Source organism: Pseudomonas sp. MRSN 12121, from assembly GCF_000931465.1.
Lineage (GTDB): Bacteria > Pseudomonadota > Gammaproteobacteria > Pseudomonadales > Pseudomonadaceae > Aquipseudomonas.
In genome coordinates this window covers 3,816,760-3,835,829 of the sequence record NZ_CP010892.1, presented here as the reverse complement: position 1 = coordinate 3,835,829, position 19,070 = coordinate 3,816,760, and the positions used below count along the sequence as shown (strand labels likewise).

15 protein-coding genes are annotated in these 19,070 nt (G+C 66.5%); 6 read left to right on the top strand and 9 right to left on the bottom strand.

The window, feature by feature from the left end; translation table 11 throughout:
• Nucleotides 1–120: 120 nt before the first annotated feature.
• Together TO66_RS17255 and TO66_RS17250 are read right to left on the bottom strand one after the other, a co-directional pair.
• Nucleotides 121–3,234, bottom strand: a complete 3,114-nt coding sequence (locus tag TO66_RS17255; RefSeq protein WP_044463431.1) for an efflux RND transporter permease subunit — start codon at nucleotides 3,232–3,234, stop codon at nucleotides 121–123.
• An 8-nt stretch (nucleotides 3,235–3,242) separates the two neighbouring features.
• Nucleotides 3,243–4,403, bottom strand: coding sequence for an efflux RND transporter periplasmic adaptor subunit (locus tag TO66_RS17250; RefSeq protein WP_044463430.1), 1,161 nt, complete (start codon nucleotides 4,401–4,403; stop codon nucleotides 3,243–3,245).
• 215 nt (nucleotides 4,404–4,618) lie between these two features.
• Here TO66_RS17250 and TO66_RS17245 point away from each other — a divergent pair, with 215 nt between their 5' ends.
• From TO66_RS17245 to nudC, 4 genes are all read left to right on the top strand, one after another.
• On the top strand, nucleotides 4,619–5,320 hold the full coding sequence (locus tag TO66_RS17245; RefSeq protein WP_044463429.1) for a response regulator transcription factor: 702 nt from the start codon (nucleotides 4,619–4,621) through the stop codon (nucleotides 5,318–5,320).
• A gap of 4 nt (nucleotides 5,321–5,324) precedes the next feature.
• Nucleotides 5,325–6,626 (top strand): ATP-binding protein, encoded by a 1,302-nt coding sequence (locus TO66_RS17240; protein WP_044463428.1) that lies wholly within the window; start codon nucleotides 5,325–5,327, stop codon nucleotides 6,624–6,626.
• A gap of 271 nt (nucleotides 6,627–6,897) precedes the next feature.
• Nucleotides 6,898–7,710, top strand: coding sequence for a crotonase/enoyl-CoA hydratase family protein (locus TO66_RS17235; RefSeq protein WP_044463427.1), 813 nt, complete (start codon nucleotides 6,898–6,900; stop codon nucleotides 7,708–7,710).
• Between the two features lie 6 nt (nucleotides 7,711–7,716).
• Nucleotides 7,717–8,547 (top strand): NAD(+) diphosphatase, encoded by an 831-nt coding sequence (nudC, locus tag TO66_RS17230; protein ID WP_044463426.1) that lies wholly within the window; start codon nucleotides 7,717–7,719, stop codon nucleotides 8,545–8,547.
• A gap of 63 nt (nucleotides 8,548–8,610) precedes the next feature.
• Here nudC and TO66_RS17225 read toward each other — a convergent pair whose 3' ends face one another.
• On the bottom strand, nucleotides 8,611–9,390 hold the full coding sequence (locus tag TO66_RS17225; protein WP_044463425.1) for a TSUP family transporter: 780 nt from the start codon (nucleotides 9,388–9,390) through the stop codon (nucleotides 8,611–8,613).
• Nucleotides 9,391–9,593: 203 nt separating this feature from the next.
• Nucleotides 9,594–10,832 (bottom strand): acyl-CoA dehydrogenase family protein, encoded by a 1,239-nt coding sequence (locus TO66_RS17220; protein WP_044463424.1) that lies wholly within the window; start codon nucleotides 10,830–10,832, stop codon nucleotides 9,594–9,596.
• A 308-nt stretch (nucleotides 10,833–11,140) separates the two neighbouring features.
• Between TO66_RS17220 and sfnG the strand changes: the two genes are divergently transcribed.
• A complete protein-coding gene (sfnG, locus tag TO66_RS17215; protein WP_044463423.1) occupies nucleotides 11,141–12,226 on the top strand; it encodes a dimethylsulfone monooxygenase SfnG in 1,086 nt (361 codons plus the stop codon).
• A gap of 120 nt (nucleotides 12,227–12,346) precedes the next feature.
• Here the strand turns inward: sfnG and TO66_RS17210 are convergent, their stop codons facing one another.
• Both TO66_RS17210 and TO66_RS17205 read right to left on the bottom strand, forming a co-directional pair.
• Nucleotides 12,347–12,826, bottom strand: a complete 480-nt coding sequence (locus tag TO66_RS17210; RefSeq protein ID WP_044463422.1) for a nuclear transport factor 2 family protein — start codon at nucleotides 12,824–12,826, stop codon at nucleotides 12,347–12,349.
• A gap of 56 nt (nucleotides 12,827–12,882) precedes the next feature.
• Nucleotides 12,883–13,461: a TetR/AcrR family transcriptional regulator gene (locus TO66_RS17205; protein WP_044463421.1), complete on the bottom strand. Its 579-nt coding sequence runs from the start codon at nucleotides 13,459–13,461 to the stop codon at nucleotides 12,883–12,885.
• A gap of 193 nt (nucleotides 13,462–13,654) precedes the next feature.
• Between TO66_RS17205 and pssA the strand changes: the two genes are divergently transcribed.
• On the top strand, nucleotides 13,655–14,998 hold the full coding sequence (pssA, locus tag TO66_RS17200; RefSeq protein ID WP_044463420.1) for a CDP-diacylglycerol--serine O-phosphatidyltransferase: 1,344 nt from the start codon (nucleotides 13,655–13,657) through the stop codon (nucleotides 14,996–14,998).
• A 433-nt stretch (nucleotides 14,999–15,431) separates the two neighbouring features.
• Here the strand turns inward: pssA and TO66_RS17195 are convergent, their stop codons facing one another.
• The 3 genes from TO66_RS17195 to efeB all read right to left on the bottom strand — a co-directional run bounded on the left by TO66_RS17195 (nucleotide 15,432) and on the right by efeB (nucleotide 19,065).
• A complete protein-coding gene (locus TO66_RS17195) occupies nucleotides 15,432–16,631 on the bottom strand; it encodes an MFS transporter (RefSeq protein WP_044463419.1) in 1,200 nt (399 codons plus the stop codon).
• 246 nt (nucleotides 16,632–16,877) lie between these two features.
• On the bottom strand, nucleotides 16,878–17,702 hold the full coding sequence (gene efeO, locus TO66_RS17190; RefSeq protein WP_044463418.1) for an iron uptake system protein EfeO: 825 nt from the start codon (nucleotides 17,700–17,702) through the stop codon (nucleotides 16,878–16,880).
• Nucleotides 17,703–17,730: 28 nt separating this feature from the next.
• Complete coding sequence (gene efeB / locus TO66_RS17185; RefSeq protein ID WP_044463417.1) at nucleotides 17,731–19,065, bottom strand: iron uptake transporter deferrochelatase/peroxidase subunit; 1,335 nt, start codon at nucleotides 19,063–19,065, stop codon at nucleotides 17,731–17,733.
• Nucleotides 19,066–19,070: the final 5 nt, after the last annotated feature.

Here is a 19,070-nt window from a genome sequence, read left to right as displayed (position 1 = left end):
GCACCGCGCCATGCGGCCCCGCCCCCCGGTAGGAGCGAAGCTTGCTCGCGATAGTCGTCGACGATAACGCGAGGCGACGGACACACCGCCGCTGCGCGGCTATCGCGAGCAAGCTCGCTCCTACAGAGCGGTGTCTGCTGCCGGTGCCTTGCGCGGCTTGACCAGCTTCATCACCACCACGAAGAACACCGGCACGAACACCACCGCCAGGGTCGCGGTGATCATGCCGCCGATCACCCCGGTGCCGATGGCCTGCTGGCTGGCCGAGCTGGCGCCGCTGGCGATGGCCAGGGGCACCACGCCGAGGATGAACGCCAGCGAGGTCATGACGATCGGCCGCAGGCGCAGGCGCGCGGCCTGCACCGTGGCGTCCACCAGGTCGTGGCCTTCGTCGTACAGGCTCTTGGCGAACTCGATGATCAGGATCGCGTTCTTCGCCGACAGACCGATGATGGTGATCAGCCCGACCTTGAAGAACACGTCGTTGGGCATGCCGCGCAGGGTCACCGCCAGCACCGCGCCGAGCACCCCCAGCGGCACCACCAGCAGCACCGAGGTGGGAATCGACCAGCTTTCGTACAGCGCTGCCAGGCACAGGAACACGATCAGCAACGACAGCACCATCAGCAGCGGCGCCTGGCTGCCGGACAGGCGTTCCTGCAGCGACAGGCCGGTCCATTCCTGGCCCAGGCCGGTCGGCAACTGGCTGACCAGGCGCTCGATCTCGGCCATGGCCTCGCCGGTGCTGTGGCCCGGGCTCGGTTCGCCGGAAATGCTCACCGCCGGGTAGCCGTTGTAGCGGGTCAGCTGGGTCGGCCCCTGGGTCCAGCGCGCCTGGGCGAAGGCCGAGAGCGGCACCATCTTGCCGAGGTTGTTGCGCACATGGATCTTCAGCAGGTCCTCGACCTGGCTGCGGCGGTCGCCTTCGGCCTGCACCACCACCCGTTGCATCCGCCCCTGGTTGGGGAAGTCGTTGATGTAGCTGGAGCCGACCGCCGTGGACAGCACGTTGCCGATGTCGGCGAACGACACGCCCAGGGCGTTGGCCTGCTTGCGGTCGACTTCCAGGTGCACCTGCGGCGCTTCGGCCAGCGCGCTTTCGCGCACGTTGGCGAGGATCGGGCTCTTTTCCGCGGCGGCCAGCAGCTCGGTGCGGGCCTGCATCAGCGCGGCGTGGCCGAGGCCGCCGCGGTCCTGCAGGCGGAACTCGAAGCCGCTGGAAGTGCCCAGGCCGTCCACCGGCGGCGGTAGCACTGCGTAGGAAACCGCGTCCTTGATGTCGGCCAGGGCGGCGTTGGCGCGGTCGGCGATCGATTGTGCCGAGTCGTCGCCGCCGCGCTGCGACCAGTCCTTGAGCGTGGTGAACGCCAGCGCGGCGTTCTGCCCGCTGCCGGAGAAGCTGAAGCCGAGGATTACCGTGCTGTCGCCGACCCCGGGTTCGCTGGCGTTGTGCGCCTCGATCTGCTCCACCACCTGCACCGTGCGGTTCTTGCTCGCGCCCGGTGGCAGCTGGATATCGGTGATGGTGTAGCCCTGGTCTTCCACCGGCAGGAACGAGGAGGGCAGGCGGCTGAACAGCAGGCCCAGGCCCACCAGCAGCACGCCGTACACCAGCAGGTAGCGGCCGCAGCGCTTCAGCGCATAGGCGACCCAGCGCTGGTAGCCGTCGCTCAGGTGTTCGAAGCGCCGGTTGAACCAGCCGAAGAAGCCGCCTTTCTCGTGGTGCTCGCCCTTGGCGATCGGCTTGAGCAGGGTGGCGCACAGGGCCGGGGTCAGGGTCAGGGCGAGGAAGGCCGAGAACAGGATCGAGGTGGCCATCGACAGCGAGAACTGCTGGTAGATGACCCCCACCGAGCCGGCCATGAACGCCATCGGCAGGAACACCGCCACCAGCACCAGGGTGATGCCGATGATGGCGCCGGTGATCTGGCGCATCGCCTTGCGCGTGGCTTCCCGGGGCGACAGGCCCTCGGTGGCCATGATCCGCTCGACGTTCTCCACCACCACGATCGCGTCGTCCACCAGGATGCCGATGGCCAGGACCATGCCGAACATGGTCAGCACGTTGATCGAGAAGCCCAGCGCCAGCATGGTGGCGAAGGTGCCCATCAGCGCCACCGGCACCACCAGGGTCGGGATCAGGGTGTAGCGGATGTTCTGCAGGAACAGGAACATCACCGCGAACACCAGCAGCATGGCCTCGCCCAGGGTGTAGACCACCTTGGTAATCGAGACCTTGACGAAGGGCGAGGTGTCGTAGGGGATCTTGTATTCCACGCCGGCCGGGAAGTAGCGCGACAGCTCGTCCATCTTCGCCCGGATCAGGGTCGCGGTCTGCAGGGCGTTGGCCCCCGGCGACAGTTGCACGCCCACCGCGGTGGACGGCTTGCCGTTGAGGCGCGTGGAGAACTGGTATTCCTGGCTGCCGACTTCCACCCGCGCGACGTCGCCGATGCGCACGGTGGAGCCGTCGGGATTGGCCCGCAGGACGATGTCGGCGAACTCTTCCGGGGTCGCCAGCTGGCCCTTGACCAACACCGTGGCGGTGATTTCCTGGGTCGAGCGGTTCGGCAGGTCGCCGATGCTGCCGGCCGACACCTGGGCGTTCTGCGCGACGATCGCCGCGTTGACGTCCGCCGGGGTCAGGTTGAAGCCGATCAGCTTCTGCGGGTCGATCCAAACCCGCATGGCCCGCTCGGCGCCGTACAGCTGGGCCTTGCCGACCCCGTCCAGGCGGCGGATCTCGTTCATCACGTTACGCGCGAGGTAGTCGCTGAGCGCGGTGTCGTCGAGCGTGCCGTCGTTGGAGGTGAGGGTGATCAGCAGCAGGAAGCCGGCCGACACCTTCTCCACCTGCAAGCCTTGCTGGGTCACGGCCTGCGGCAGGCGCGGCTCCACCACCTTGAGGCGGTTCTGCACGTCGACCTGGGCCATTTCCGGGTTGGTGCCCGGCTGGAAGGTCGCGGTGATGGTGGCGCTGCCCAGGCTGCTCTGGGAGGAGAAATACAGCAGGTGGTCGGCGCCGTTGAGCTCTTCCTCGATCAGGCTGACCACGCTTTCGTCCACGGTCTGCGCCGAGGCGCCCGGGTACACGGCGTAGATTTCGATGCTCGGCGGTGCGACATCGGGGTACTGCGCCACCGGCAATTGCGGGATGGAGAGTGCGCCCGCCAGCAGGATGAACAGGGCGACGACCCAGGCGAACACCGGACGGTCGATAAAGAATTGCGGCATGGGGGTTCCTATCGGGTTCCAGCGGTCTGGGCGAGGGGAAGGGGGCTGTCGTCGATCTGCACTTTTTCACCCGGACGGGCGTGCTGCAGGCCTTCGACGACGATACGGTCGCCGGCCTTGAGGCCTTCGGTGACGATCCAGCGGTCCTGCTGCGCGGCGCCCAGTTGCACCGGCTGCTGCACCACCCGCTGCTCGGCGTCCACCAGCAGCACCTGGGCGATGCCGGCGCTGTCGCGCTGGATGGCGCGCTGCGGCACGCTGATGCCCTGGCGGTTCACCGCCTGTTCCAGGCGCACGCGAATGAAGCTGCCGGGCAGCAGGTCGAGGTCCGGGTTGGGGAACTCGCTGCGCAGGATGATCTGGCCGGTGCTCGGGTCGACGCTGAGATCGGCGAACAGCAGCTTGCCCGGCAGCGGGTAGAGGCTGCCGTCGTCCTGGATCAGCGTGGCCTTGGCCTGGTCCTGGCCGACCTGCTGCAACTGGCCGGCGCGGAAGGCCCGGCGCAGGTCGTTGAGCTCGCGGGTCGACTGGGTGAGGTCGGCGTGGATCGGGTCCAGTTGCTGGATCAGCGCCAGTGGCGTGGTCTCGTTCTGGCCCACCAGCGCGCCCTCGGTCACCAGGGCCCGGCCGACCCGCCCGGAAATCGGCGCGGTGACGGTGGCGTACCCCAGGTTCAGCCGGGCCCGCTGCACGGCGGCCTGGTTGCCGGCCACGTCGGCGGCGGTCTGGCGCGCATTGGCCCGGGCGTTGTCGTATTCCTGGGCGCTGATGGCCTTGTCTTCGATCAACTGGGCGTAGCGCTGCTCCTGCAACCGGGCCTGGAAGGCATTGGCCTCGGCCTTGCGCAGGCTGGCCAGGGCGCTGTCGAGGTCGGCCTTGAACGGCGCCGGGTCGATGCGGAACAGCACATCGCCCTGTTTCACGTCGCTGCCTTCGCGGAACGTGCGCTGCAGCACCACCCCGGCCACCCGGGCGCGGACCTCGGCGATCCGCGGCGCGGCGATGCGCCCGCTCAGCTCGCTGCTGATCGACAGCGCGCGCGGCTCGATGGTTTCGACCCGGACACTGGCCGGCGGTGCCTGTTCCGCGGTGCTGGAGGACTGGCCACAAGCGCTCAGCGCGGCTGCCAGCAACAACAGGCAGGACGGTGCAAACAGGTTTTTCGACATGCTGATACCCCAATGATGACAGCGGCATGCTAAGGGCAGGCCGCAAGAGCCGCTGTGAAGCTGTGTAGGTGCTGTGTGAAAAAGTGTGAAGCGAGTGCTCGCCTGTTCCCGAGGTTGTATATCCTTTATGCCTCGCTGATCGGGCGACGGCGTTCCGAGGACCCTTCGCAGGAAACGTCGCCGCTGTGTTTTTCTTCACTCAAAGACTGCAATCCATGCCCAACATCCTTCTGGTCGAAGACGACCCCGCGCTGTCCGAACTGATCGCCAGTTACCTGGAGCGCAACGGTTACCAGGTCAATGTCATCAGCCGCGGCGACCAGGTGCGGGAGCGGGCGCGGGCCAATCCGCCGGACCTGGTGATCCTCGACCTGATGCTGCCCGGCCTCGACGGCCTGCAGGTCTGCCGCCTGCTGCGCGCCGATTCGGCGTCGCTGCCGATCCTGATGCTGACCGCCCGCGATGATAGCCATGATCAGGTGCTCGGTCTGGAAATGGGCGCCGACGATTATGTGACAAAGCCTTGCGAGCCGCGCGTGTTGCTGGCCCGGGTACGTACGTTGTTGCGCCGCAGCAGCCTCGGCGAGCCACAGACCGCCAGCGACCGCATCCTCATGGGCAACCTGTGTATCGACCTGTCAGAGCGCACCGTGAGCTGGCGCGACCAGTTGGTGGAGCTGTCCAGCGGCGAATACAACCTGCTGGTGGTCCTGGCCCGGCATGCCGGCGAAGTGCTGAGCCGCGACCAGATCCTGCAGCGCCTGCGCGGTATCGAGTTCAACGGCACCGACCGCTCGGTGGACGTGGCGATTTCCAAGCTGCGGCGCAAGTTCGACGACCATGCCGGCGAGGCGCGCAAGATCAAGACCGTATGGGGCAAGGGTTACCTGTTCAGCCGTTCCGAATGGGAATGCTGAGCCGATGCTGAAAATCCTGGTCCGCCTGTACCTGGTGACGATCGTTTCCTACAGCGCGGCGATCTACCTGGCGCCGGAACTGGTGGTGCGGGTCTTCCACGAGCGCTTCCTGACCTACAACCTCGATTTCTCCCGGGGCCTGCAGACCCTGATCGTCAAGCAGTTCCACAGCGCCCCCGAGGCGCAGTGGCCGGCCCTGGCCGCGCAGATGGACCAGGAATTCCAGCCGCTGCACATCGTCCTGTCGCGCAACGACGATGCCGAATTCACCCTCTACGAGCGCGAACGGCTGCAACGCGGCGAGAACGTGGTGCGGCTCGGCGACTGGGGCTGGCGCACCCTGGCGGTGGCGCCGCTGAACGAGCAGATGGTGGTGCAGATGGTGGTGCCGCCGGACCCGATCGACGTCAGCCTGCTGTACTGGAGCATCAACGTACTGATCGGCGCCACCATGCTCGCCTGCCTGCTGCTCTGGCTGCGGCCGCACTGGCGCGACCTGGAACGGCTGAAACACGCCGCCGAGCGTTTCGGCAAGGGCCATCTGGGCGAGCGCACGCAGATTCCGGCGAGCTCCAACATCGGCAGCCTGGCGAAGGTGTTCGACACCATGGCCGGCGATATCGAAAACCTGCTGAACCAGCAGCGCGACCTGCTCAATGCCGTCTCCCACGAACTGCGCACGCCCTTGACCCGGCTCGACTTCGGCCTGGCCCTGGCGCTCTCCGACGACTTGCCGGCCACCAGCCGCGAGCGCCTGCAAGGGTTGGTGGCGCATATTCGCGAGCTCGACGAGCTGGTGCTCGAACTGCTGTCCTACAGCCGTTTGCAGATCCCGGCGCAGTTGCCGGAGCAGGTCGAGGTGTCGCTGGACGAGTTCATCGACAGCATCCTCGGCAGCGTCGACGACGAGCTGGAGTCCCCGGACATCGTCATCGACGTGCTGCTGCACGGCAGCCTGGAACGTTTCACCCTCGACCCGCGGCTGACTGCCCGGGCGATCCAGAACCTGCTGCGCAACGCCACGCGTTATTGCGAGAAACGCATCCAGGTCGGGATACAGGTCAGCGACAGCGGTTGTGAAATCTGGGTCGACGACGATGGCATCGGCATTCCCGACGACGAGCGCGAGCGGGTATTCGAGCCGTTCTACCGCCTGAACCGCAGCCGCGACCGCGCCACCGGCGGCTTCGGCCTGGGCCTGGCCATCAGCCGCCGCGCCCTGGAAGCCCAGGGCGGAACCCTGACCGTGGAAGCCTCGCCACTGGGCGGCGCGCGCTTCCGCCTGTGGCTGCCGACGCCGGCCTGAGGCAGAACCACGCACGACCCGCTGCGCGACGCAGGACCCGGTAGCCGCTGCCGAGCGCCAGCGAGGCTGCGATCGACCCCGCAGGGGGCGCAGGGTCTTGAAATCGCTGGAGGACCTTCGGTCCTATCGCAGCCTCGCCAAGGGCTCGGCAGCGGCTACAGGTGCTTGGTGGGGCCAGTCCCGGTTTTGGCGGATGCGCTGCCTTAACGCGCGGCACAGGCACTTGCTATAGTTCGGGGCTCATTTTTCTGCCCCGGTAAGGATCGTTGCCATGTCCGAATATCAAGCCTTTCGCGTCGAACTCGCTGACAACATCGCCCATGTGCAGATCAACCGCCCGGAAAAGATCAACGCGATGAACGCCGCGTTCTGGAGCGAGATCATCGAGATCTTCCGCTGGATCGACGACACCGACGCGGTTCGCGTGGTGGTGTTGAGCGGCGCCGGCAAGCACTTTTCCTCCGGCATCGACCTGATGATGCTGGCCGGCGTGGCCAACGAACTGGGCAAGGATGTCGGGCGCAACGCGCGCCTGCTGCGGCGCAAGATCCTGCAACTGCAAGCCTCCTTCAATGCCGTCGACCAGTGCCGCAAGCCAGTGCTGGCGGCGATCCAGGGTTATTGCCTGGGCGGTGCCATCGACCTGATCGCCGCCTGCGACATGCGCTACGCCGCCGAGGACGCGCAATTCTCGATCAAGGAAATCGATATCGGCATGGCCGCCGATGTCGGCACTCTGCAACGTTTGCCACGTATCATCGGCGACGGCATGCTGCGCGAACTGGCTTACACTGGGCGCACCTTCGGCGCCGAGGAAGCGCGCGGCATGGGCCTGGTCAACCGGACCTACGCCGATAGCGCGAGCCTGCTCGACGGTGTGATGGGCATTGCCCGAGATATCGCCGGCAAGTCGCCGATCGCCGTCGGCGGCACCAAGCAAATGCTCAGCTACATGCGCGACCACCGGATCGACGACGGCCTGGAATACATCGCTACCTGGAACGCCGCCATGCTGCAATCCAACGACCTGCGCGTGGCCATGGCGGCGCATATGAGCAAACAGAAACCCGAATTCCTGGACTGATCGAACATGACTTCACGCTGGACCACCGCAGTACTGGATATCGACCTGCCCGGCGGCTGGGCCGTGGCCCGCAGCCCGCAAGGCTTCCTGTTCGACGACAACGGCGTCCTGTTCCCCCGTGAATGGCTCAAGCGCCAGGAGCTGGCGATCCTCGCCGAGCATGGCATCGGCCACCTGGATGGCGAGCCGGTGTACCTGCTGGAACTCAAGAGCGTGACCGAGGTGCCGGGTTGCAACTGGAAGGGCCTGCGCTCGTTCATGCTCGAGGGCGACCACACCCTGTACAAGGTCCTGGGATATGCCGCGCAAATCGGCACCTGGGCCCGCGAGCATCGTTTCTGCGGCAGCTGTGGCCAGCCCATGACCCAGGTGAAGCGCGAGCGCGCGATGTATTGCGAGCCCTGCGACCTGCGCAGCTACCCGCGGATTTCGCCGAGCATGATCGTGCTGATCACCCGCGGCGACGAAGTCCTGCTGGCGCGCTCGCCGCGCTTCGTGCCCGGGGTCTACAGCACCCTGGCCGGGTTCGCCGAGCCGGGCGAGTCGGCCGAGGACTGCCTGGTGCGCGAGGTGCGCGAAGAGGTGCAGATCGAGGTCCAGAATATCCAGTACGTCGGCAGCCAGTGCTGGCCGTTCCCGCATTCGATGATGCTGGGCTTCCATGCCGAGTACGCCGGCGGCGAGATCGTGCCCCAGGAAGACGAGATCGAGGACGCGCAGTGGTTCAATGTGCGCGAATTGCCGCCGTTGCCGGCGTCGCGCTCGATCGCCCGTTACCTGATCGATCTGTACGTGGCCCGGCGCCTGGGGCTGGCCGAGCCGGTATTGCCGGACTAGGGGCCGGCGGGGAAGGACAAGGCGGGCGAATCCATCGGGTTCGCCCGTTGCCGTTTCAGGGTCTCAAGCCGCGCTGAACCAATGCTGCCAGGCCAGGCGCACGGTCAGGCCCAGGACCACGGTGATGAACACCGGGCGAATGAACTTGGCGCCGCCGCTGATGGCGGTGCGGGCGCCGAAGAAGGCGCCGACCATCAGCGACAGGCCCATGCTCAGGCCGATGACCCAATCCACCTGGCCCGAGACGATGAAGATCGCCAGCGCCGCCGCGTTGCTGACGAAGTTCATGCTGCGCGCCACGCCGCTGGCCTTGACCAGGTCGATGGGGTAGAGCAGCAGGCTGCTGACGGTCCAGAACGCGCCGGTGCCAGGGCCGGCCACGCCGTCGTAGAAGCCGAGGCCGAAGCCCTGGGTCGATTGCCACTTCTTCTTGATCGGCGCCTCGCTGTCCAGGGGCGCTTTCGGCGTGCCGCCGAACAGCAGGTACAGGCCGCAGGCGAAGACGATCACCGGCAGCATCTTGTTCAGCCATTCGGCCGGCAGGTAGTGGGCCACCACGGCGCCGGTCAGCGCGCCCACCAGGGTGCCGACGATGGCGTGGGTCCATTGCCGCGGGTGGAACAGCTTGCGCCGGTAGAAGGTGAAGCTGGCGGTGGCCGAACCGAAGGTCGAACTCAGTTTGTTGGTGCCCAGCACCAGGTGCGGGGGCAGGCCGGCGGTGAGCAGCGCCGGGGTGGTCAGCAGGCCGCCGCCGCCGGCGATGGCATCGATGAAACCGGCAACAAAGGCAACGAGGGCGAGAATGGCGAGGGTGGTCAAATCTACGCTGAGTTCGAAAGGCATGGGATCGACTTATTGTTCGGCGGGGGCGCGCAAAGGGGGCTGCGCGAAAGACCGATATCTTACCCATAACCTTTAACGCCCGCGACCGCTCCAGTTTTGTAGGAGCGAGGCTTGCCCGCGATGGACCTCACGGGCAGCACAAGGCTTTCAGGATAGCGACGCGGCCGCCATCGCCGGCAATAGCATCGAGGGCCGCGGGGCTGTTATTGGCGCTCCGGCCCGTTGCCGATCTGCCACACGAACGGTGGTTCGCTGCCGTTGATCGCCCAGTCGCCGACGATGCGCGCCTTGTAGATCACCGGATTGTGCGACGACAGGGTGCGGGCGTTGCGCCAGTGCCGGTCGAGGGCCTTGCCCTGGCGGATGTCCGAGGCGCCCAGGGCGTTGAACAGTTCGCTGGTGGCACGCTGGATCAGCTCGGTGACCACCACCTGGGCCGTTGCCGACTGGATTTCCGCGGCGACATTGGCCGCCCGTTCCGCCTCGTCGTCGCCGGCGAAGCGCGTCAGGTACGCCTGCTGCGCCGGTTCCGCGGCCCGCACGGCGCTGGCCTCGGCGGCGTACACCAGGGCGGCGATCTCGCCGACCACTTGCTGCACCTGGGCGTCTTCGCTGGCCTGGGGCGCATTGCCGTGGCTGTAGATGCGCTTGCGCGCGCGCACCTCGCGGGCCACGTCGCGCAGGGCGGCGCGCCCGGTGCCGGCAAGCGCCGCCAGCAGCACCAACTGGTAGAAGGCGGTCTGGTATTTGAAGCGGGTGGCGAAGTCGATGAGGTTCTCGGCTTGCACCTCGGCGTCGACGAAGCGCGAGGTGCCGCTGCCGGTGGTGCGCTGGCCGAAGCCGTCCCAGTCGTCGCTCTGCACGATGCCCGGCTGGCGGGTGCGCACCGCGGCGATCACATCGCCCCCGGTATCGCTGCGCCGGGCATAGACGTCGATCCAGTCGGAGAAAATGCTCCCGGTGCTGTAGAACTTCTCGCCGTTGAGCCGCCATTGGTCACCGTCCGGCGAGACCTGGGTGACGACGTCGCCGATGGCCACGCTGCCGATCTCAGTCCAGGCGCAGCCGACGATATCGCCGTCGACGAACCGCTTGAACCACAGGTCGCGCCCCGGCCCCGGGGCGGCGTTGAGACGGTCCTCGGCAAAGGCGAAGTGCCCGCGCAGGGCTTGCGGGATATTGGAGTCGGCTTCGGCCAGCTCGATCAGCAACTGGAACAGCTGGGGCAGGGAGGCGCCGCCGCCACCGTAGGCCACCGGCACCCGCACCGCGCCGAAGCCAGCTTCCTTGAGCCACTGGATCGCCTCGTAGGGCAGGTTGCGCGAACGTTCGCGCTCGAGCGCGCCGGCGGCGATCCGGCTGAAGATCGGACGGAAACGCCCGGCCAGGGTTTCGTAGTCGACGCCCGTGGACAATGGGTTGATCACCTGGTGTTCGGTCATGGCAGTTCCTTGAATGACAACGTGGCTTGGACAAAGGCGATTGCACGGTCCGTGCCGGGAGGCCGCCGGCCGCAAACACGGGGCGGCGGCCTGATGGCCTGGCGACAACTGTTGCCCAGCCAACAGCGCATCAACAAATAGCGCCATTCCCACGGGGGACGAACCATGTTCCTGGCCGTCGCCGCCGCCCGGAAAAAACCGGCTACGCCGCCAGATGGCGTCGTTACGGGCACGCGGAGTGCCGATCCCGGCGCCTGGCACGGTTGCTGCTCTGGTCCCCGGACACTTCAGTCGCGAGGACAACGCCAATGAGTCAGCAAGCCGTCAAATTTGCCTACTGGGTGCCCAACGTCAGCGGCGGGCTGGTGGTCAGCAAGATCGAACAGCGCACCCACTGGGGCATCGACTACAACCGCAAGCTGGCGCAGCTGGCCGAAGCCGCGGGCTTCGAGTACGCCCTGACCCAGATTCGTTTCACCGCCGGCTACGGCGCCGAATACCAGCATGAGTCGGTGGCGTTCAGCCATGCGCTGCTGGGCGCCACCGAGAAGCTCAAGGTGATCGCGGCGATCCTGCCCGGTCCCTGGCAGCCGGCGCTGGCGGCCAAGCAACTGGCGACCATCGACCAGCTGACCAACGGGCGGATCGCGGTGAACATCGTCAGCGGCTGGTTCAAGGGCGAATTCCAGGCCATCGGCGAACACTGGCTGGAGCACGACGAGCGCTATCGGCGTTCCGAAGAGTTCATCCGCTCGCTCAAGGGCATCTGGAGCCAGGACAACTTCAGCTTCCGCGGCGACTTCTATCGCTTCGACAATTACAGCCTCAAGCCCAAGCCGCTGGGCCGCCCGGAAGTGTTCCAGGGCGGCAGCTCGCGGGCCGCGCGGGACATGGCGGCGCGGGTGTCGGACTGGTATTTCACCAACGGCAACACCCCGGAAGGCATCAAGGCCCAGGTCGACGACATCCGCGCCAAGGCCGCGGCGAACAATCATTCGGTCAAGGTCGGGGTCAACGCCTTTGTAATCGCCCGCGACACCGAAGAGGAAGCCCAGGCGGTGCTGGCGCAAATCATCGAACAGGCCGACCCGGAAGCGGTGAATGCCTTTGGCGATGCGGCGAAACAGGCCGGCAAGGCGTCGCCGGAGGGCGAGGGTAACTGGGCCAAGTCGACCTTCGAGGACCTGGTGCAATACAACGACGGGTTCAAGACCAACCTGATCGGTACGCCGCAGCAGATCGCCGAACGCATCGTCGCGCTGAAGGCGGTGGGCGTGGACCTGGTGCTGGCGGGGTTCCTGCATTTCCAGGAAGAGGTGGAGTACTTCGGCAAGCGTGTGTTGCCGCTGGTGCGCGAACTGGAGGCGGCCAAGCGGCAGGACGCCGCAGCTTGAGATGGACTGTAGGAGCGAAGCTTGCTCGCGATGAACGATAACGCGGTGCGCCAGGCGTACTGCGGTGCCTTTATCGCGGGCAAGTCGGAACGCCGCCCGCTCGCTCCTACAAGGGCAGGGTTACAGGCCCAGGTCGGACAGCCCCGGATGGTCATCCGGGCGCCGGCCCAGCGGCCAGTGGAACTTGCGCTCGCTTTCCTTGATCGGCATGTCGTTGATGCAGGCGAAGCGATTGGCCATCAGGCCCTGTTCGTCGAACTCCCAGTTCTCGTTGCCGTAGGAGCGGAACCAGTTGCCCGAGTCGTCGTGCCATTCGTAGGCATAGCGCACGGCGATGCGGTTGTCGGTGAAGGCCCAGAGTTCCTTGATCAGGCGGTAGTCCAGCTCCCTGGCCCATTTGCGGGTCAGGAAGGCCTTGGCTTCCTCGCGGTTGTGGGCGAATTCGGCGCGGTTACGCCATTGCGTGTCCAGGGTATAGGCCAGGGACACCCGCTGCGGATCGCGGGAGTTCCAGCCGTCTTCGGCCAGGCGCACTTTTTCGATCGCCGACTCGCGGGTGAAAGGGGGCAACGGCGGACGAACTTCAGCGTTAGATGACATTTGACGTCTCCAATGAAAGTCGAGGTTCAGCAGTGTGTTGAACTTGCGTTGAGTTATTACAGGTCCAATAACTTTCGCGCCATGCATTGCGCATTATCGGCGGCAGTGCGATCACCCATCACAAGTGCAACGGTAATGGCGCCGTCGATCAGGATCAGCAGCTGTCTGGCCTGCTGGGCGGGATCTTCGGTGCCGGATTCTTCAGCCAGTCGTTCCTTGCAGAGTCCGAACACGTAGTCGAACAGTTTCTGTTTGTGTTCCCGGGCGACGATGCGCACCGGGTCCTGCGGGTCGCCGGTTTCGCCGCTGGTGTTGATGAAGGCGCAGCCGCGAAAGTCCGCCGAGGCGAACCAGTCGCCCAGCACCGTGAACAGGTTGAGCAACCGCGCGGCCGGGGTCGGGGCCTGGTCCACCGCGCTCTGGAACCAGTGCATCCAGCGCAGGTCGCGGCGGCGCAGGGCGGCGACCACCAGTTCGTCCTTGGTGGTGAAATAGCGATAGATACTCTTTCTGGAGACGCCGGCGGTCTTCACCAGAAGATCCATGCCAGTGGCGGCGATGCCACTTTTGTAGATCAACTTTTCGGTGACATCCAGAATGATGTCGCGTGTGTCGTTACTAGTGATTTCGTTCATGTGACGTACAGTAGAACGATCGTTCTCCTTGGTCAATAAGTTATTTTATCCAAGCCGGATGATTGTCATCGCTTTGTCCATGAAGGGGGGCGTGGTGGGGCGGGCGACAAATCTTCACAGCGACTCGCAAGACCGAACCGGCACCTTGGTGTAAGCTCTTGCGCTCTTTTGGATTCGATCTTCTGCGAGCCCTATGCCGTCGCTTTTCAAACGTTCCCTGTTGCCCAAGCTGCGCAGCTTTCCACTGGCTGCCCAGGACCTGACCATCCTCGACGGCGCCGCCGAATTCCGCCGTTGCCTGCTGGAAAAGATCGCCCAGGCCACCCGGCGCATCTATATCGTCGCCCTGTACCTGCAACAGGATGAGGCCGGCCAGGAAATCCTCGACGCCCTGCACGCCGCCAAGGCCGCGCGCCCGGAGCTGGACGTGGTGGTCATGGTCGACTGGCTGCGGGCCCAGCGCGGGCTGATCGGCGCCGGCAAGCAGCCGGGCAACTCGGCCTGGTACCAGGAAATGACCCGCACCCACGCCAGCGAAGTGCCGGTCTATGGCGTGCCGGTGCAGACCCGCGAGCTGTTCGGCGTGCTGCACCTCAAGGGATTCGTGATCGACGATTGCGTGATCTACAGCGGCGCCAGCCTGAACAACGTGTACCTGCACAAGTTCGACAAATACCGCTTCGATCGCTACCACCTGCTGCACAACCGCGCGCTGGCCGACTCCATGCAGCACCTGGTCCAGCATGGCCTGGTGGCGTCGCGGGCGGTGCATCGCCTGGACCTGCCGAACCTGCCGACCACCCGCAGCCTGCGCAACGACATCGGCGACCTGCGCAGCCGCCTCAAGCACGCGGCCTACGACACCACCGCGGGCGCGGTGATCAAGGACGGGCTGTCGGTCAGCCCGTTGCTCGGGGTGGGCAAGAACAACCCGCTGAGCCGGGTGATCTGCGAACTGATCGCCAGCGCCCAGCAGCAACTGACGATCTGCACGCCGTACTTCAACCTGCCGCTGGCAGTGACCCGGGAAATCAACCGGGCCCTGGCGCGCGGGGTGAAGATCGACATCATCGTCGGCGACAAGACCGCCAACGATTTCTACATACCGCCGAGCGAGCCGTTCAAGGTCATCGCGGCCTTGCCGTACCTCTACGAGATCAGCCTGCGGCGCTTCGCCAAGCGTCACCAGCAGGCCATCGACAGCGGTCGCCTGAACCTGCACCTGTGGCGCGACGGCGACAACAGCTATCACCTCAAGGGCATGTGGGTCGACCAGCGCTACACCTTGCTGACCGGCAACAACCTCAACCCGCGGGCCTTTCGCCTCGACCTGGAAAACGCCTTGCTGCTCGAGGACCCCAAGGGCGAACTGCTGGAGCCGCGGCGCCAGGAACTGCAAGCGATCTTCCGGCATACCCGGCGCATCGAACACTTCCAGCACCTGGAAAGCCTGGTGGACTACCCGCCGGCGGTGGGCAAGTTCCTGCGCCGGGTCAGCCGGGTGCGGATCGAGCGGTTGCTGTACCGCATCCTCTGAAGCCTTGAACTGACCCACCCCGTGTAGCCGCTGCCGAGCCCCAGCGAGGCTGCGATCGGCCCGCAGGGCCGCCAAGCCTGCCACCGCGCACTCCCTGGAAAAACGCGGTGCCTGCCTGGCGAGTCCTGCGGCCTCGATCGCAGCCTCGCCGGGGCTCGGCAGCGGCTACGGGAATGGGGTTGCGGCAGGTGGTTTCGCGGCGTTTTTGCCATCGATGCAAATCGATCCGGCCGGCTGACGCGCTTTGTGTAGCCGCTGCCGAGTCTCAGCGAGGCTGCGATCGGCCCGCAGGGCCGCCCAGCCTGCCACCGCGCAATATCTGGAAAAACGCGGTGCCCGCCTGGCGAGTCCTGCGGCCTCGATCGCAGCCTCGCCAGGGCTCGGCAGCGGCTACAGGTGCGTGTTCGTGCGCTCTTGGCAGGGCCTTGGTGAGTCAGTTGCCGGTGCGTTTCGCCGTTGGCCAGCCCGCCACCAATAGCAGCAACACCGCGGCCAGCAGGTACGGCAGGCGCGGTTCGATGGCATACACCAGCGAGCCGGCCAGGGGGCCGATGACCACGCCGAATCCCTGGGCCGCGCCGATGGAGCCGGCCGTGGCGCCTTGTTCAGCGGCTTCCACGGCATTCGCCGCCAGGGCCGAGAAGGACGGGAAGACTGCGCCCATGCCTGCCGCCGAGACAAAAAACGCCAGCCACAGCCCCCAGGCGCTGTCGACCAGCATGCAGCCGGCATAACCGCTGGCCGATAGCAGCGCGCCAGCGCGGATCATCCGCAGCGGTGGCCATTCCAGCTTGCGCACCACCAGTTGCGAACAGATCAAGGCCACGCCGACGGCGGCCAGGGCGATGCCGGCGGTCTGTGCGGCGTCCGCCGGGTCCAGCCCGAGGCGGTCGAGGGCATAGAAGCTCACGGTGATCTGCGCGATGGACACGCAAAGCATGGCGACGAAGGCCACCGCCATCGGCCGGCGCAGCCGTGGGTCGCCCAGGCGTACCGAGCGCGGCGCCTGCTTGAGGTGCAGTTCCTGGCGCGGCAGTTTGCGCAGCAGCACCAGGAACGCCAGCAGCGGCAGCATGGCCATGGCGTACAGCGGCAGGCTCAGGCTGACCCGGGCGAGCAGCGCGGCCACGGCCGGGCCCAGCACCAGGCCGACGGCGTTGGCCGCGCCCAGGGTCGCCATGGCCCGGGCCCGGTGCTGGGGCTCGACGTTATCGGCGATCAGGGCGAAGCCGCCCACCGGAATGGCCGCGTAGAACACGCCGATCAGGCCACGCCCGAGCATCAGGCCGATAAAGGCCACGGACAGGCTCGGCAACAGGTGCAGCGAGACATCGATGAACAGGCACAGGGCCCAGTAGGCGAGGGTGAAGCCGGCCGTGCCGAGCAGCAGCACGCGGCGCCGGCCGAAACGGTCGCTGGCCTGGCCCCAGGGGCGCGCCAGGAGCATCCAGATCACCCCGGCCACGGTCACCGCCGCTCCGGCCTGCCAGGTGGCCAGGCCGAGCACGCGCACGATCGGCCCGATCAGCGAGACGAAGGCCATCATCGACATGGTGCAGGCCATGTTGGCGATCATCAGCGGCAGCAGGGTGAAAGGGGGGGCGTTCGACGGCCGGGCCGGGACAGTGGACATGCGGGGTCTTCCATGAAAATCGACAGTGGGGCCGCACGTTATAACTAAAACGCGCCGACGCCCAGGGTTATCGGCGCAGGCGAGGGCAGATCAGCAGCCTGGGTGATGGGATGAGTCATGGGCACGCGTGTCTGTAGGAGCGAAGCTTGCTCGCGATAGCCGCGCAGCGGCGGTATGCAAATTTCACCGCGTTGTCCTCGCGAACTTATCGCGAGCAAGCTTCGCTCCTACGGAACGGTCGGAGGCTCAGTTCAGGCCCAGCTTGCCGCGCAGGGTCGAGAGGTCCTCGGCCAGGGTGTTGACCGGGCCCACCAGCGCCTTGCGGTCGTTGTCCTTGACCTTGTCGTAGGTCTCGAATCCGCCGTCGGCGGTCTTGTACCTGGCCAGGATCCTGTTCACCGTGGCGAAGTTCTTGTCGACCTTGGCGACGAAGGCCGCGTCCTGTCGCTCGATCTGCGGACGGAACAGGTCGACGATTTTCTTCGCCCCGTCGATGTTGCCCTGGAAGTCGTAGAGGTCGGTGTGGCTGTAGCGGTCTTCCTCGCCCGAGACCTTGGTCGCCGCCACTTCTTCGAGCAGCGCGGCGGCGCCGCCGACGACTTTTTCCGGCGGGAAGGTCAGGCCGGCGACGCGCGCCTGCAGGTCCTTGACGTCCTTGTCCAGGCGGTCGGCCAGCGCCTCCAGGCCCTGGGTGCTGTGTTCGGCGAACAACCCGTATTCGATACGGTGGAAGCCGGTGAAGTCCTCGGCCTTGACCCCTTGCTCATGGTCGTCGACCCGCGAGTCGATGGCGGCGTCCAGGTCGCTGAACAGTTCGGCGATCGGTTCGATCGACTCGTAGTACACCCGGGTCGGCGCGTAGAGCTTGCGGGCGCCGTCCAGGTCGCCCCGTTTCACCGCGGCGGTGAAGGCCTGGGTATGGCTGGCCAGTTCGTCGAGCTGTTCGGTGACGTAGATCTTGTAGTCGGCAATCGGCCCCACCAGTTCCAGCGGCGAGGGGGCGGCGAAGGCCGCAAGCGGTGCCTGGAGCAGGCCGAGGGTCAGCAACACAGCGAGAGGCGAGTTTTTCATGGGCGTTTCCGTGGGGTGAGGGTGGGGGTCAGGCACTGGTTTTCGCTTGGCTGGCCTCGAGCAGTCCGCGGCCGATGAAATCCTGCTCGTCGATGACGCCGGGCAGGGTAAAGAAATAGCCGCCGCCGACCGGCTTGAGGTATTCCTCCAGGGGTTCGCCGTTGAGCCGGGTCTGCACGGCGATGAAGCCTTGTTCGAGGTCGGCCTGGTAGCAGATGAACAGCAGGCCCATGTCCAGCTGGCCGTTCTTGTTCACCCCGTTGGAATAGTTGAACGGCCGGCGCAGGATCAGGTTGCGCCCGGTTGCGGCGGTGCGCGGGTTGGCCAGGCGGATATGGGCGTCGAGCTTGGTCAGCTGGCCGTGGGGGTCGTTGCGGTAGTCCGGCACTTGCTGCTCATGCTGGCCGCCCATGGGCGCGCCCGAGGCCTTGACCCGGCCGATGATGCTTTCCTGTTCCTGCAGCGGTGTGCGGTCCCAGCGTTCGACGAAGTTGCGGATGATGCGCACCGCCTGGTAGCTGCCATGCACGGCCCAGGCCGGTTCGTCGCTGCCGGGCCGGACCCAGACGATCTGCTCCATGGCCGCGCGGTCGTTGGAGTCCGGGTTGGCCGAGCCGTCGCGAAAGCCCAGGAAATTGCGCGCGCTGGGCGTCGGCTCGCCAGGTCGCGCCGGCGCCTGGGGCGGCACGCTGCCTTCCTGTTTCCAGCGCACCAGCAGCAGGTCCGGGAGGTTTTTCACGATGTCGCGCAGGGCGTGGATCGTGGTGTCGGCGCTGTTGGCACAGAACTGCAGGCTCAGGTCGCCGTGGCAGCCGTCGGGTTCCAGTGCGTCGTTGGGAAAGCCGACCATGCGCGTCAGGCGCTTGGGCCGGACGGCGGCCAGGCCGAAGCGTTCGTCGAACAGCGAGGCGCCCACCGAGACGGTGATGGTCAGGTTGTCCGGGGTCACCACTGGGCCGAGGATGCCGGAATCCAGCGGCGGCAGCTTCGGGTCGACCTGCTGCACCGGGCCGCCGGTCATCAGGAAGCGGATGCGCTGGTCGAGGGTGCGCAGCAGGCGCTCCAGGTCCTCGCGGTCGCTGGCCAGCACGTCGAACGCCACCAGCATGCCGGCGGCTGGGCGCGGGGTGACGATGCCGCTTTGGTGCTGGCCGTGGAAGTCCTGGCGCTCGCGGGTGCGGTCGCTGCTCGGCGCGGCGGCGACCTGGGGCGATGCCCCGGTCCGGGCTGCGGCGGCCAGCGCCGGGCCGCTCAAGCCACTGCCGGCCAGGGCGACGCTGGCGGCGCCCATGCCGAGCAAGACGCGGCGGCGTTGGGCAGAGAAAACCGGATCGGAGGGATTGGACGGATCTGAATCGTTCATCGGAC